The following is a 15,645-nucleotide window of genomic DNA, read 5'->3' as shown; positions in this document are numbered from 1 at the left end:
TTAATGGGGTTTCAGGGTGGCGATCAGGAAGTCTTTACTGCTCTCCACTTTGCCTTGCTGGATAGCTGCCGCCGGGTCGACATGTTTCGGGCACACTTCGGAGCAGAAGCCGACAAACGTACAGCTCCAGACGCCATTAATGCCGTTAAGCTGCGGCATCCGCTGCGCTTTACCCCGGTCACGACTGTCGAGGTTATAGCGGTGGGCAAGGGTGATCGCCGCAGGGCCAATAAACTCAGGATTGAGGCCAAACTGTGGGCAGGCGGCATAGCACAAACCACAGTTGATGCAGCCGGAGAACTGATGGTATTTCGCCATCTGTGCCGGCGTTTGCAGGCCCGGGCCTTCGCTGGCTTCACGCGGGTTGCCGATCACCCAGGGTTTAATGGCTTCCAGGCTTTCCATAAAGTGGGTCATATCGACCACCAGATCGCGCTCGATCGGGAAGTTGGCCAGCGGCTCGACTCTCACGCCTGCCGGGTAATCGCGCAGGAAGGTTTTGCACGCCAGTTTGGGGACGCCATTCACCATCATCCCGCACGAACCGCAGATCGCCATGCGGCATGACCAGCGATACGACAGGTCAAAAGCAAGGTTGTCTTTGATGTAGCCGAGGGCATCAAGCAGCGAGGTGGTTTCATCCCAGGGGACGTCAAAAATCTCGTTGCGCGGGACGCGGTCGGTTTCCGGGTTGTAGCGCATGATGTTGATTTGACGGTTTTTGCTCTCACTCATGGCCAGGCTCCTTGTGGGTGCTGCCCTCAGAGGCCGCGCCATACACGCGCGCAGCAGGCGGCAGATGGGTAATGGTCACCGGATCGTAAGCGACCGAAGGCGCTCCCTGCGGGTTGAAGAAGGTCAGGGTATGCGCCAGGTAATGCTCGTCATCACGCGTGGTGCAGCCTTCATCCAGCCGTTGATGCGCACCGCGAGACTCTTTGCGCTGAATGGCCGAATGCGCCATACACTCCGCGACGTCCAGCCCGTGGGCCAGTTCAACGGCGTACAGCAGCTCGGTGTTGAACACGCTGGAGGTATCGGTTACACGCAGTTTAGAGAAACGCTGCTTCAGCTCCGCCAGCTTATCGATGGTTTTTTGCATCAGCTCCGTGGTGCGGTAAATCCCGCAGCCTTCTTCCATGGCCATGCCCATTTCATCACGCATCGTGGCCGCATTTTCGCTGCCCTGTTGATTCACTAACCCGTGGAGACGTTTTTCAATGTCGTTGCGCTGCGCACTCAGCGCGGCATCCCGCACCGGATGCGGCTGGGAAGCACGCTGTGCGGCTTGCTCTCCCGCCAGACGCCCGAACACCACCAGCTCTGCCAGCGAGTTAGAACCGAGGCGGTTCGCACCGTGCAGCCCAACGGAGGAGCATTCACCGACGGCAAACAGCCCCTGAATACGGGTTTCACATTCACCGTTGGTTTCAATTCCCCCCATCGTGTAGTGGGCGGTGGGGCGCACGGGGATTGGGGCGGTAATCGGGTCTACGCCGACATAGGCTTTACTCAGTTCGCAGATAAACGGCAGGCGTTCACGCAGCTTTTTCTCACCGAGGTGGCGCAGGTCGAGATAAACAACATCCCCGCGCGGTGTTGCGATGGTGCGCCCGGCACGCCATTCGTGCCAGAAGGCCTGGGAAACCTTGTCGCGCGGGCCGAGTTCCATATATTTGTTTTTTGGTTCTCCGAGCGGGGTTTCCGGCCCCATGCCGTAATCCTGCAGATAACGGTAACCGTCTTTATTGACCAGAATACCGCCCTCACCACGGCAGCCTTCCGTCATCAGGATGCCGGAACCCGGCAGGCCGGTGGGATGGTATTGAACAAACTCCATATCGCGCAGCGGCACGCCGTGGCGGAACGCCATGCCCATACCGTCGCCGGTGACGATGCCGCCATTGGTGTTGTAGCGATAGACGCGGCCCGCACCGCCGGTCGCGAGGATCACCGACTGTGCGCGCACTTCCAGCAGCGTGCCTTCCATCATGTTGATCGCCACCAGTCCGTGCGCCACGCCGTCATCCACCAGCAGGTCGAGGACGAAATGCTCATCAAGGCGTTGGATTTGCGGGTATTTCAGCGAGGTTTGAAACAGGGTATGCAGCATATGGAAGCCGGTTTTATCGGCGGCGAACCAGGTGCGTTCAATCTTCATCCCGCCAAAGCGACGGACGTTGATGGAGCCATCTTCTTTGCGGCTCCAGGGACAGCCCCACAGCTCCATTTGCGCCATTTCCTGCGGGCAGTGCTCAACAAAGTAGTCCACCACGGGTTGCTCGCACAGCCAGTCGCCCCCGGCAACGGTATCGTGAAAATGAGAATCGAAGCTATCCTGCTCCTGGGTGACGGCAGCGGCACCGCCTTCGGCGGCCACCGTGTGGCTGCGCATCGGATAGACTTTGGAGATCAGAGCAATCTTCAATCGCGGGTTGGCTTCTGCGGCGGCAATCGCAGCACGCAGCCCGGCTCCACCAGCACCAACAATGACCAAATCGGCATTCAGGGTTTGCACAATTTCCTCCCTTATCCCCTGCATACGTCGCGCAGCATCTGTGTTGCCTGTCTTTCTGCCACGCGAACCATGATGGGTATTTTGTGTTTGAGATTTTTCCAGAGGCAAAGCGGGTGGCTCTACCCGACAGTCGCGGCTCAGTATAAGGGGGTTAAAATGGCGTCAATTTGATGTGTTCGGGCATTTAGGTGGGTAAACGATAAAAACCATTCGCTTTTTGTGGAGAAGCGTATTGCTGGTTTTTTCGACGTAGAATTGTGTGTTGCGGCGCGTACAGGTAGACTTCCTGGCCCTACTGATTTTGGAGTAAAAAAGATGAGCGATTCGGCTAGCTGGCAGCCAAGTGCATCCATCGCCAATTTATTAAAGCGTGCGGCGATCATGGCTGAAATCCGGCGTTTCTTTGCCGATCGTGGCGTACTGGAAGTGGAAACCCCGGCCATGAGCCAGGCGACGGTGACCGATGTGCATCTGTTCCCGTTCCAGACCCGGTTTGTTGGCCCAGGCGCCGCCGCCGGTATCGATCTTTATCTGATGACCAGCCCTGAATACCATATGAAACGTTTGCTGGCCGCAGGCAGCGGGCCGATCTTCCAGCTGTGTCGCAGTTTCCGTAATGAAGAGATGGGGCGCCACCATAATCCCGAATTCACTATGCTGGAATGGTATCGCCCGCACTACGATATGTACCGCCTGATGAACGAGGTGGACGATCTGCTGCAACAGGTGCTGGAGTGTGCTCCGGCTGAAACCCTGTCCTACCAGCAGGCGTTTATTCGTCATCTGGAGATTGACCCGCTGTCTGCGGATAAAGCGCAGCTGCGTGAAGCGGCCGAAAAACTGGGTGCAGGCGATCTCGCCCATCGTGAAGAAGATCGCGATACGCTGCTGCAACTGCTGTTTATGCTGGGTGTGGAACCGGAAATCGGTAAAGAGAAACCTGCGTTCGTCTATCACTTCCCGGCCAGTCAGGCGGCGCTGGCTGAGATCAGTACGGAAGATCACCGCGTGGCAGAACGCTTCGAGGTCTACTTTAAAGGCATTGAGCTGGCGAATGGTTTCCGTGAACTGACCGACAGTCGTGAACAGCGTCTGCGTTTTGAGCAGGATAACCGTAAGCGTGCGGCCGCAGGCCTGCCGGTACAACCGATTGACACTAACCTGCTGGACGCGCTGGCGCACGGTATGCCGGAGTGTTCCGGTGTGGCATTAGGCGTTGATCGTATTGTGATGCTGGCACTGAAAGCCGAACAGCTCAGTGATGTGATCGCGTTTACCGTCGACCGTTGTTAATCCGGCCATCAATCAAATCGTAGGGGGCGATCATTTTTTTCGATCGCCCCGTGATCCCAGTCGTTACAATCCGCCTGACTTATAGTTTCTTGCTGCCGGTGCACCGTTGCTGGCCGGGGTTTTACGCCCGATGGTATCCACCCGTACCTGGAACGGAGGGAACGGCATTTCCAGCCCGTGTTCCTGGTAACCGCGCAGGATCAACTGATGCAGCTCATGGCGCAGCGGCATACGGTGCCCCATCTCTGCCGCATGAATACGCAATTCAAATAGCTGAATACCCTGCTGTAAATCCACCAGGAAGGCTTCCGGCTGCGGCGTTTCCAGCACATAACTACAGCGATGCGCGGCCTGTAGCAGGACATTCGTTACCTCTTCACTGTTGGCCTCTGCCGAGGCCGGGATCGTCAGCACCACGCGGGTGACGGAATCCGACAGTGACCAGTTAACAAACTGTTCGGTGATAAAGGCCTTATTCGGCACGATAATTTCTTTGCGGTCCCAGTCGGTAATGGTGGTGGCGCGGGTATTGATACGCGTAATGCTGCCGGTGAGATCGCGAATGGTCACGGTATCGCCGATGCGGATCGGTTTCTCAAACAGAATGATCAGGCCGGACATAAAGTTGGCAAAGATCTCCTGCATACCAAAGCCCAGGCCCAGGGTCAGACCCGCGACCAGCCACTGTAGCTTCGACCAGTCGATACCAATCAACGAGAACCCGACCAGGCCGCCAATCAGAATCAACAGATACTTGGTCAGCGTGGTGATAGCGTAACCGGTGCCTGGTGTCAGGCTGAGGTGTTGCAGCAGGGCCAGCTCCAGCAGGGCAGGCATATTGCGTACCAGCTGGGTGGTAATAACCAACACCAGGATAGCAATCATTACCGACCCGAGAGTGATCGGCTGCAGGCTTTCGACGCCCTGAACGGTGGTGCTGACATCCCACAAGCGGATATTTTCCAGGAAACCAAAGGCCGAGTGGATCTCCGACCAAAGCACAATCACGGAGACCAGCGCAATCAGCGTCAGAATCGAGCGTACCAGGCGTAATGACTGTGCGCTGATGGCATCAAGGTCGATAACCGGCTCTTCCACATCCACGCTATCAACGGCGGTCTGTTGTGCCGCGACTTCTTCCTCGCCGCGGGCACGTTGGGCCAGGATTTCAGCACGGCGCTGACGGGCGCGATCAAAGGCGATGCGTCGCCGCTGGATCAGCATCCAGCGGCGAATAATGTGGTAAATCACCAGCAGCAGGAACCAGATACCCACCGAGGTTTCCAGACGCGCCAGCAAGGCCTGCGCGGTGGCCAGATAGCCGATGCAGGAGGCCAGTGCCGCCACCATCGGAATGGCAATCATCGCGTTCCACAGCACGTTGTTCATGAAGTTCTCGCCGTTGCCCTCTTTGTCGAGGTGCAGCGGGATACCGGCACGCTTCAGGCTGACGGTCACCAGGCTTAATGCACCACAAATCAGGATAAAGCACAGGCGGCCGAGGGTGGCTGAGAATTCACGATCTTCGAGATTATCGAAGGCGATCAGCATCATCATCAGTGGCACGACCAGGCCGATGCACAGCGTGTAGAAACGCATGGCGCGTGCTACGCGGGTTTGCGGCCAGCGGAAATGGACGATAAACAGACCCTGCGAACGGGCAAAGGTATTACTCACCATAAAGGCCCACAGCAGCGGTACGCTGGCGGTGACGCCGTCGCCGATGGCGATGGCAATAGGATACGGCCAGGCATGCTGTAAACCGTAACCCAGCGCCGCCCATAACACCGGCAGCGGCAACGCCACCAGAATCGACCAGAACACCGTGCGCAGTGTCAGGCTGAAGTGATCCTGGGTGACTTTGCCGACCTTGCTGGAGGCACGTTCAAGGAATTTACGGAAATGACGGCGGGAGCTGATGCTAAAGCTGACCAGCAGCATCGCGCCCAGCAGAGGCAGCACGGTTTCGCGGCTGGTGACCATCATTACCATTGCGCCACCCAGCTGGCCCAGGGTATCCAGCGACAGCAGACGATGCAGATCGCGCGCCAGATTGATCGGGTAGCTGAAGTCCACTGCGCTGACATCGGCCGTCCAGAACAGATAGCGGTGCGTGGCCTCTTTGACTTCATTCAGCGCATCCACCAGCTGGCTGTTACCGACTTTCAGCTTGGTGACACCAAGGATCAGGTTATCGCAGCCGGAGAGCAGAGAGGTGAGCAGTTCACGCTGGGTTTTGAGCTGAGCATCCAGAATGCGTCGCTGTTCTGCGGTCAGATTACTGTTGTCATCCTGGCGCAGCTGCAGCAGGGCGTTCTGGCGTTCCAGCAGGTCTTCGTAATAGAGACGCTGGACGCGCAGCTGGGCCATTTCGTTGTCCAGCTGCTGGGGTTTTGGCATGTCTGGCAGACGTGCCACCTGCGCACGCAGCGCTTCGCCCAGCACATTGGATACGCCCAGCCACTGTGACTGTTCGCGAATGGTGCTCAGTGCCTGACGGACCTGAATGGTCTGATTGGCGGCGGTGCGCTGCTGCGACGCCACCAGGTCCATACGCTGCGCCTGCTGATTCAGTGCGCTGGACAGTTCGCGGTTAATGCGGAACTGTTCGGTGATGCCTTTCGGCATATCACCGCTGTCTTCTGCCAGCTGTTCGGTGCGGGCCAGCGCCATTTCGGCTTCGCGCTGGCGCAGGCTGTTCAGTTGGTTACGTAAATCTTGCAGGTAGGCATCCAGGCTGGCGGCTTTGCGCTGGTGGACTTCGGCGCGCATACGCGCCAGCTCCTGGCGATTGTTAGCCGATAACTGTGCCAGTTCAAGTTCATCCACCCGGGCTTTTTGCGCGGCAGATTCAGCCTGACGCTGTGCCAGCTGTGCCTGACCCAGACGCGTGGTCGGGGAGGGTTGCCCCTGTAAACGGCGTTCGATCTCGTTCAGCGCCCGGCGGGCTTCTGTTTGTTGCTGCGGTAGCTGAGAGAGGGAATCACTGATTTCGCGTGCGCGATCCTGCTCCTGCTGAACCTGGCGGCTCTCTTCCAGCAGCTGGCTGCTGACCTGTAAGATCTCCTGATCAAGGTCAGCGGCACTCATGTTGCTGCGCAGGGGCTTGCTGCTGTCCGTCAGCGTGACGATCTGCTGACGTAATGCGCGGGAAAGCTTAGGAAAATCGTCAATGACCTGCTGGTAATCCTGCGTGAGGTTGAGCGAGTTTTGATACTCGTCCAGCCAGGTCAGCGTGGATTGCAGGGCATCGACGATAGCCGTCTGATTCGCCGACGTCTTGTCTGACTTCGCCTCTTCCAGCTGCTGTTTGATCAGCGATGCATCCGGTGCGCTGGCGGCATAAACCGGCTGGAGTAAGCTCCAGCCTAATAACACAGTAAGAATCAGACGTGACATGGCAATTCGCTATGGATGATGGAGGACGTCTTCCGCACTTTCTTTCTGCAGTGCGATGGCCAGCGTGGCGCCAAGACGGGTTTTACTTTCTGCCGCCAGGCTTTCAGCCAGTTTCACTTTGCCCGCTGCGAACAGGTTGATGACGGTAGATCCCAGTTTGAAACGGCCCATTTCCTGGCCTTTCAGCAGCACGACAGAACCTTCGGCATCAGCACCAGGCCAGCTCCAGCGTTTGATCACACCTTCACGCGGTGGCGTAACGGTACCGGACCATACGGTTTCAATACTGCCGACGATGGTTGCACCGACCAGAATCTGCGCCATTGGGCCAAATTCAGTATCAAACAGGCAGATGACGCGCTCATTACGTGCAAACAGGTTGGGAATGTTCTGCGCGGTCAGCGGGTTCACGGAGTAGAGATCGCCCGGAACATAGATCATTTCACGCAGGATACCATTACACGGCATATGGACACGGTGGTAGTCACGCGGTGCGAGATACGTGGTGACAAACTCGCCGTCACGGAACATATCGGTCATCGCGGCGTTGCCTGCCAGCAGCGCTTCCAGCGAATAGGTGTGGCCTTTGGCCTGGAAAATCTGTTCACCTTCGATACGGCCAAGCTGGCTGATAGCACCATCAGCAGGCAGGATCAGCAGGTTCGGGTCCGTTTCAATCGGACGCGCATCATCACGCAACGGGCGGACGAAGAAGTCGTTAAAGGTGCGATAGCTGGCGGTATCAGGCTTCTGCGCCTCTTTCATATCCACCTTGTAGTACCAGACAAAAGCATCAATCACTGCTTTGGTCAGCCGTCCACCACGCTTGCTGGCACCCCAGCCGGCCAGTTCAGTCAGGGCCTTTTTAGGCAGTAAGTTATTCAGGCCGAGTTTAATACGATCTAACACGTTAGCCTCCTGGCTCAAATCAGACGGGTATAGCGCTTTAAAATAAAGGGGGCGGATTGTAGCAGCGCCCGGAGGTTTAGGCTATTGCCTGACGCTCGGGGCTGCTGCATGACGTTCACGCCACGTGGGCAGGTATAATCAGTTTTTATCCGTGGTAAAGCGGCGGGTTTTACCCTGCACTTCCGACATGGTTTCCAGAATCAGGTGATAGTTAACGAAACGTGATTCGTTGATCTCACCTTTGTCCACTGCTTCGCGAATGGCGCAGCCGGGATCGTTGTCATGTTTACAGTCACGGAATTTGCATCCACCCAGATAGTCACGGAATTCGACAAATCCTTGCGTGATTTGTTCCGGTTCGAGGTGCCACAGGCCAAATTCACGTACGCCTGGGGAGTCAATCACATCGCCGCCTTGCGGGAAGTGATACAGACGGGAGGCGGTGGTGGTGTGCTGGCCAAGGCCTGAGTTATCCGAGACGTCATTGGTGAGGATCTCAGCCTGACTCAGTTCCAGCCCCAGCAGGGCGTTCAACAGGCTGGATTTCCCCACGCCAGACTGCCCGGCGAAGATGCTGATACGGTCGGTCAGTGCCTGCTCCAGTTCAACCAGCCCCTCTTTACGGTGGCTGGAGACCATCAGCACGTTGTAGCCAATGTGACGATAGATATCCATTTGCTCATCGACAAAGGCGCGGCCTTCGTCATCGAGCAAATCGGTTTTATTCAGCACCAGCAACGGCTCAACGCCCAGCGTTTCACACGCCACCAGATAGCGGTCAATGATGTTCAGCGACAGCTCCGGCAAAATCGCCGAGACCACGACAATCTGATTGATGTTGGCAGCAATCGGCTTTACGCCGTCATAGAAATCAGGACGGGTCAGTACTGAGGTGCGTTCGTGAACGGCTTCAACAATGCCTTTAACGGTGGCACCGCCTTCAACGCCTGGACGCCAGCGCACGCGGTCACCGGTCACCAGCGAACGAATGGTGCGGCGGATGTTACAACGGTGAACGGAACCATCCGCATCTTCCACATCAGCATGCATACCAAAACGGCTGATCACCACGCCATCGCGGACTTCACCGAACAGATTGTCATCTGGCTCAGGTTTATCGCCACGCTGCTTCAGGCGACGATCGTGGTTGGCACTCACGCGACGTTGCTGACCCTTGGATAGTTTGTTTTTAGTCACTGTTCCTCACATCGGTTTTGCATATTTCGCCCTGAGAGGGCAAAACGTCTATCATACACGCTACTTAACCATGCAGCCCTATACTCTGAATTATTCGAGTATACATTGTGAGACGTACTATGACTGCCAACGCCGACAACCTGATTTGGATTGACCTTGAAATGACCGGGCTGGACCCGGAGCAGGACCGTATCATTGAGATCGCCACGCTGGTGACCGATGCCGATCTGAATATCCTGGCGGAAGGACCGGTGCTTGCCATCCATCAGTCCGATGCCCAGCTGGCATTAATGGATGAGTGGAACGTGCGTACGCACACTAACAGCGGCCTGGTTGAGCGTGTTAAAGCCAGCCAGTACGATGAAGACGCTGCCGTGCAGGCCACGATTGCGTTCCTGAAAGAGTGGGTGCCACACAACAGCTCGCCGATCTGTGGCAACAGCATTGGTCAGGATCGCCGCTTCCTGTTCAAATATATGCCGGAACTGGAAGCTTACTTCCATTACCGTTACCTGGATGTCAGCACGCTGAAAGAACTGGCGCGTCGCTGGAAGCCGGGGATTCTGCCAGGTTTCAAAAAGCAGGGCACCCACCAGGCAATGGACGATATCCGCGAGTCCGTGGCGGAACTGGCCTATTACCGCGAACATTTTATTCAACTGTGATTTTTTAACATCCGGATGAAAAAGGGGGAAACCCCGGTAAATGATGCAAAAATGCCGATTAAATCAGCGTAATGACGGTTTAATCGGCAGTTGGAAGAAAAAAAGCAAAAAATGTTTGTGGCAGGGTTGCGAGGAGAAAGAATTCTCGTATAATGCGCACCCCGTACCGGTGAAGAATTTTCATCGTTACCCAGAGCGGGAATAGCTCAGTTGGTAGCGAGTCTCGTTTCCCGCTCCAAAATTTAGGTTGTAGAGAGGGCATCCTGTCTGCAAGCCAGTAAGAAAAGAGCCGAGAGGCTCTTTTTTTATGCCTGTATTTATGCGCTTTTGTAAACGGATTGATCATCCTGCGATCTACGTTAAATTTTTTTCGCACAAGCCTTGCCAGCGCCTGTAAACAGGTCCATAATAGCGACCTCTCCTCCGGAAGGAAGAGTTAAAAGCTAAAACAATCAAGTAGTTATAAGGTTTTTAGCACAGAAATTCAGCAGTACTCCTAAGCGGGAATAGCTCAGTTGGTAGAGTCTCGTTTCCCGCTCCAAATAAAAATCTTTCTCAATAGCCTTCCAAATTATCCACAGCGTTAAGCGCCGTGCGGTAACCCATTTTCGCATGGGTCAAAAATGTTTTAAACAGACTTATCCACAGCTTATGTTGTTGATCTTCGAACGCGAAAAAACCGCGCTGGATCAAGCGCTCTGTGTAACTTACTGTTTTGTCTACTATTGTGAATCTTTCAAATTGTTATCTGGATCACTTGTGGATTCTGTGACGGTTGAATGACAACGACTTTTTATTTTTATTCACAGCATGTGGAAAAGATTTCGCGTGGGTAATATTCAGTATGTTGTGCAATTAAGCATCACGTGGTAATCCCTTCTCAATGACGCGCACCAGGCGTTTGTGCTGGTTGCTCTGAACATCGACCCTGTTTTCTTCACGTCGTGCTAACTGGCAGCCAATAGCCCAGTCGATATGCTCATCCAGCATGCTGTTTTCGCCACGCCGTGTTTCCAGCGCCGCCAGATGCTTTTCATCCCAGGGAGCATTGCCCAACGCCACCGCAATATTACGTAACCAGCGCAGATGACCAATGCGTCGGATCGCGGATCCTTCCGTGATACGCAGAAATTTCGCTTCATCCCAGGCAAAAAGTTCGATTAACGGTGGGGCGTGTAACACCGCACGCGGGCTGAAATCATCTTCATCGGTGAGCTGGCCGTAACGGTTCCACGGGCAGATCAGCTGGCAGTCATCGCATCCATAAATACGATTACCGATTAATGGACGAAACTCTTCCGGGATCGCGCCTTCTAACTCAATCGTGAGGTAGGAGATACAGCGACGGGCATCAACGGTATAGGGTTCGACAATCGCGCCCGTTGGGCAGGTGGTGAGACAGGCAACGCAGCGCCCGCAGTTTTCTTCTACCGGTTGATCGACCGGCAGCGGCAGGTCGATCAGTAATTCGCCAAGGAAAAACCACGAACCCGCTTCACGGTTGAGGATCAGCGAGTGTTTGCCCGTCCAGCCCAGGCCCGCTTTGGCGGCCAGTGGGCGCTCCAGCAAGGGCGCTGAGTCGACAAAGGGCCGGAACTGGGCCTCGTTACAGTGTTCGCGGATCATATCGCCAAGCTTTTTCAGTCGATTACGTAATACTTTGTGGTAATCGCGGCCAAGGGCATAACGACTGACATAGCCAAGGCGCGGATTTTTCAGCGTACTGGCAAAGGCGGCTTTTGCGGGCAGATAATTCATCCGCACGCTGATCACCCGTAACGTGCCGGGCAGCAGTTCATGGGGACGGGCGCGCATCATGCCATGACGCGCCATCCAGTCCATTTCTCCGTGATATTGTTTATCCAGCCAGGCCTGAAGACGCGGCTCTTCCAGTGTTAAGTCGGTATCACAGATACCCACCTGCTGAAAGCCGAGGTCAAGCCCCCACTGTTTAATATCCAGGGCGAGTTGATGGAAATCGAGAGGATGCGACATGAATAACCTGAACCAGCAAAAAGACCCTGTCAGTTTACCCTATTCTGTCTGGCCTGTGGAGGCGATAGCCGGGCTGGAGCGCGAGGGGGCAGACAGTCTGGGCATTACCCTGTTTGAATTGATGCAGCGGGCGGGGGAAGCCGCCTTCAGTTTGCTGCGTCAGCAGTGGCCGCAGGCGCAACACTGGGTGATCCTGTGCGGACACGGTAACAACGGTGGTGACGGTTTTGTGGTGGCGCGTCTGGCGCAGGCGGCAGGTATGGCGGTAACGCTGATTATGGTTGAGAGTGACAGCCCACTGCCGGAGGAAGCGGGTCAGGCACGTGAAAACTGGCTGGCGGCCGGTGGTGTGATCCACGATGTCTCGTTTGCATGGCCTGAACAGGCAGATGTCATTGTCGATGCGCTGCTGGGTACTGGTCTCAATCGCGCCCCTGCGGCCCCTTATGACCGCCTTATCGAGCAGGCAAACCGTCATACTGCGCCGGTTTTTTCTCTGGATGTTCCTTCCGGGTTAGTGGCTGCTAACGGTACAACACCGGGTGTAGCGATAGATGCTGAACACACGCTGACGTTTGTGGCGTTAAAGCCTGGTTTACTGACGGGTAAAGCACGTGACCATGTCGGACAATTGCATTACCACAGTTTGCATCTCGACTCGTGGTTGCAGAGCCGGACTGCACCCATCACGCGTTATGACGCTCATCATCTGGCAGCCTGGCTGCCGCCCCGTCGTTCCACCTCGCATAAAGGGGATCATGGTCGCCTGCTGGTTATCGGTGGCGATCATGGTACTGCCGGGGCCATCCGCATGACGGCTGAGGCCGCTTTACGTGCAGGTTCAGGTCTGGTGCGAGTGCTTACTCACATTGAGAATGTTGGCCCGCTGTTGACCGCACGGCCCGAGCTGATGGTGCAGGAGATGACGGCACAGACGCTGGATGCCGGTCTGGAATGGGCTGATGTGATTGTCGTTGGTCCCGGTCTTGGTCTGGGTGAATGGGGTAAAAAAGCCTTGAAAAAGGTAGAAAACTCCCAGAAAACGATGCTTTGGGACGCGGATGCGCTTAACCTGCTGGCAATCAGTCCCGATAAACGTCAAAATCGAATTATTACGCCGCACCCCGGCGAAGCCGCGAGGCTCTTGAATAGCAAAGTTAGCGATATTGAGAGTGACCGCTTACTGGCTGTACGGCGCCTGCAAAAGCGTTATGGCGGCGTTGTGGTATTGAAAGGTGCCGGGACGCTCATTGCCAGCGAGCAGGGCGAACTGGCAATTGCCGATGTTGGCAACGCCGGTATGGCCAGCGGGGGAATGGGAGATGTGTTATCTGGTATCATCGGCAGCCTGGCAGGGCAAAAGCTCTCACTGTACGATGCCGCCTGCGCAGGATGCGTAGTGCACGGAGCGGCGGCTGACGCAGTGGCGCAACGTCGCGGTACACGCGGAATGTTAGCCACCGATTTGTTCTCCGAGCTGTATCTGTTTGTCAATCCTGAGATCTCGAATACTAAAGAATGATGACCTGTGACATTGCGTTGCCCGATGAGGCAGCAACCCTCGCATTGGGTGCCCGCCTGGCCCGCGCCTGTGATGGCGCGGCGACCCTCTATCTCTATGGCGATCTGGGAGCGGGTAAAACCACGTTCAGTCGCGGATTTTTGCAGGCACTCGGCCATCAAGGCAATGTGAAAAGCCCTACCTACACGCTGGTTGAGCCTTATGTGCTACCGGATCGCCGGGTCTATCACTTTGACCTGTACCGCTTGTCTGACCCGGAAGAACTGGAGTTTATGGGAATTCGTGATTACTTTGGCCCGGACAGCTTGTGTCTGGTCGAATGGCCGCAGCAGGGGGCGGGTGTACTCCCTGAGCCGGATCTGGAACTGCACCTCAGTTATCAGGGGCATGCGCGCGAAGCCTTATTGCGTGCCCGCTCGCCTGCGGGTGAAGTGATGCTGGCGCGGATGACCGCTGAGCAGGGTGGAGCATGATGCTGCGATTGAAAGCCTGGTGTCTGCTGGCGCTGTTCTGCTGCTCGTTTAGTTCGCTGGCGGCAAATTTATCAGATATTCAAGTTTCGAACGGCAGTAATCAGGCGGAAGTCACCCTGAGTTTTGCCGGGCAGCCCGTCTATGCCTTTTTCCCGCTGCATAACCCGGACCGTGTGGTGCTGGATATTCGCCAGAGCGGGATTGTTCGGGGATTGCCGCTGAATTTCAGTGGTGAAAATATTGTCAAACGCATTCGCTCCAGTACCGCGAAAGACAGCCAGAGTATCCGGCTGGTATTTGAGCTGACCCAGCGCGGGAAAACCCGTGCGGTCACCCAGCGTAACGGCAGTAACTACAATGTGGTGTTTACCATTACCGGTACGCAGCCTGCCGCACAAACTGCCAGTCGTCATGCACCGGTCAGCAGTGTGTCCAGTTCGCGACCGGCCAGCCAGCCTGGAAAAAGCCCGTTTGATGCCAATCCGGTGACGTCGGTCAGCAGCGGTAATCAGGTGGCGCGACCGCGCAGCGCGGTCAGCAGCAACGATACGGTGATTGTGGCGATTGATGCCGGTCACGGTGGTCAGGACCCCGGCGCCATTGGCGGTGGTGGATTGAAAGAGAAAAACGTCACCATTGCGATTGCGCGTAAGCTGAAAGAGCTGCTCAATGCCGACCCGATGTTTAAAGGGGTGATGACCCGCGACGGTGATTACTTTATCTCCGTGATGGGGCGTTCGGATGTGGCGCGTAAACAGAACGCGAATCTGCTGGTTTCTATTCATGCTGACGCCGCACCAAACCGTGGTGCCTCCGGGGCATCGGTCTGGGTGCTGTCGAACCGTCGTGCCAATAGTGAAATGGCGGGTTGGCTGGAGCAGCATGAGAAGCAATCCGAACTGTTGGGTGGCGCAGGTGACCTGCTGGCCAACAGTCAGGCCGATCCCTACCTGAGCCAGGCTGTACTGGACTTACAGTTCGGCCACTCGCAGCGTGTTGGCTACGATGTGGCAGTGAAAGTGATCGCACAGTTGCAACGCGTCGGTGCGCTGCACAAGCGTCGGCCGGAACATGCCAGCCTGGGCGTATTGCGCTCGCCGGATATTCCTTCTTTGCTGGTAGAAACCGGCTTTATCAGTAACCCTTCGGAGGAGCGACTGCTGGGCAGTAGCGCTTACCAGCAGAAGATTGCCGAGTCGATTTATAAAGGCCTGCGCAACTACTTCCTGGCGCACCCGCTACAGTCGATCCCAAAGGAGGAAAACCGTCCGTTGCAAGCCGCAACGGCGGTTGAAGTCGAGGCTAACCCGGAACCAACAGCGACCGAATACACTGGCGCAACGCAGCGCCATGTGGTGAAACGCGGCGAAACGTTATCCGGTATTGCCGCCAGCTACGGCGTCAGCATGTCGACACTGCGCGCCATGAACACCCTGAAAAAAGATGTAGTGTGGGTGGGACAGCGGCTGAAAGTGCCCGCAGGCAGCAAAACTACCGCCGTCGCCAGTGTGGCAAAAAGTAAAAAGCCGGCCCGGCATAAAGTGGTGCGTGGCGACTCGCTGACGGCGATTGCTGCGCAATATGGCGTCAGCCCGCAGGCTATCCAACAGGCCAATAAAATGAAGTCTCAGAATGTCATGCTGGGCCAGACGTTAAAAATCCCAGCTTCATAAG

Annotated in this window: 11 protein-coding genes; 5 read left to right on the top strand and 6 right to left on the bottom strand. The window is 56.0% G+C overall.

Features of this window, described 5'->3' with window-relative positions:
* Entirely contained in the window at positions 1-735 is a 735-nt protein-coding gene (locus tag ACFL9S_RS08900; RefSeq protein ID WP_405261487.1) for a succinate dehydrogenase/fumarate reductase iron-sulfur subunit, read from the bottom strand.
* Entirely contained in the window at positions 728-2,518 is a 1,791-nt protein-coding gene (frdA, locus tag ACFL9S_RS08895) for a fumarate reductase (quinol) flavoprotein subunit (protein ID WP_405261486.1), read from the bottom strand. Before frdA ends, ACFL9S_RS08900 begins: the two co-directional genes overlap by 8 nt.
* A gap of 315 nt (positions 2,519-2,833) precedes the next feature.
* On the opposite strand from frdA, the gene epmA reads away from it, so the two are divergent.
* Entirely contained in the window at positions 2,834-3,811 is a 978-nt protein-coding gene (gene epmA / locus ACFL9S_RS08890; protein ID WP_200641862.1) for an elongation factor P--(R)-beta-lysine ligase, read from the top strand.
* 63 nt (positions 3,812-3,874) lie between these two features.
* On the opposite strand, the gene mscM is transcribed toward epmA, so the two are convergent.
* The 3 genes from mscM to rsgA form a co-directional block, all read right to left on the bottom strand.
* Complete coding sequence (gene mscM, locus ACFL9S_RS08885) at positions 3,875-7,210, bottom strand: miniconductance mechanosensitive channel MscM (RefSeq protein WP_405261485.1); 3,336 nt, start codon at positions 7,208-7,210, stop codon at positions 3,875-3,877.
* Positions 7,211-7,219: 9 nt separating this feature from the next.
* Positions 7,220-8,119 carry an archaetidylserine decarboxylase gene (gene asd / locus ACFL9S_RS08880; RefSeq protein ID WP_405261484.1) on the bottom strand — a complete coding sequence of 300 codons (900 nt, stop codon included), beginning with the start codon at positions 8,117-8,119 and terminating at the stop codon, positions 7,220-7,222.
* Positions 8,120-8,257: 138 nt separating this feature from the next.
* Positions 8,258-9,316 carry a small ribosomal subunit biogenesis GTPase RsgA gene (gene rsgA, locus ACFL9S_RS08875; protein ID WP_405261483.1) on the bottom strand — a complete coding sequence of 353 codons (1,059 nt, stop codon included), beginning with the start codon at positions 9,314-9,316 and terminating at the stop codon, positions 8,258-8,260.
* Positions 9,317-9,435: 119 nt separating this feature from the next.
* Between rsgA and orn the strand changes: the two genes are divergently transcribed.
* A complete protein-coding gene (gene orn, locus ACFL9S_RS08870; protein ID WP_405261482.1) occupies positions 9,436-9,981 on the top strand; it encodes an oligoribonuclease in 546 nt (181 codons plus the stop codon).
* Positions 9,982-10,836: 855 nt separating this feature from the next.
* Here the strand turns inward: orn and queG are convergent.
* The gene (gene queG, locus ACFL9S_RS08865) at positions 10,837-11,976 is read right to left on the bottom strand and encodes a tRNA epoxyqueuosine(34) reductase QueG (protein WP_405261481.1); all 1,140 of its coding nucleotides are present in this window, start codon (positions 11,974-11,976) and stop codon (positions 10,837-10,839) included.
* Between queG and nnr the strand changes: the two genes are divergently transcribed.
* Genes nnr through amiB form a run of 3 tightly spaced genes read left to right on the top strand, consistent with a single transcriptional unit; the run spans position 11,975 to position 15,644 of the window.
* Positions 11,975-13,498 (top strand): bifunctional ADP-dependent NAD(P)H-hydrate dehydratase/NAD(P)H-hydrate epimerase, encoded by a 1,524-nt coding sequence (gene nnr / locus ACFL9S_RS08860; protein ID WP_405261480.1) that lies wholly within the window; start codon positions 11,975-11,977, stop codon positions 13,496-13,498. The two genes, queG and nnr, sit on opposite strands and share 2 nt — an antisense overlap.
* Positions 13,495-13,971: a tRNA (adenosine(37)-N6)-threonylcarbamoyltransferase complex ATPase subunit type 1 TsaE gene (tsaE, locus tag ACFL9S_RS08855; protein WP_405261478.1), complete on the top strand. Its 477-nt coding sequence runs from the start codon at positions 13,495-13,497 to the stop codon at positions 13,969-13,971. Before nnr ends, tsaE begins: the two co-directional genes overlap by 4 nt.
* Positions 13,968-15,644 carry an N-acetylmuramoyl-L-alanine amidase AmiB gene (amiB, locus tag ACFL9S_RS08850; protein WP_405261476.1) on the top strand — a complete coding sequence of 559 codons (1,677 nt, stop codon included), beginning with the start codon at positions 13,968-13,970 and terminating at the stop codon, positions 15,642-15,644. Before tsaE ends, amiB begins: the two co-directional genes overlap by 4 nt.
* Position 15,645 lies beyond the last annotated feature (1 nt).

Origin of the sequence: Erwinia sp. AnSW2-5, assembly GCF_045107195.1 — a bacterium.
Taxonomy (GTDB): Bacteria; Pseudomonadota; Gammaproteobacteria; order Enterobacterales; family Enterobacteriaceae; genus Erwinia.
Note: the sequence above shows the minus strand (reverse complement) of the source record. Positions and strands in the feature narration are given on the sequence as shown.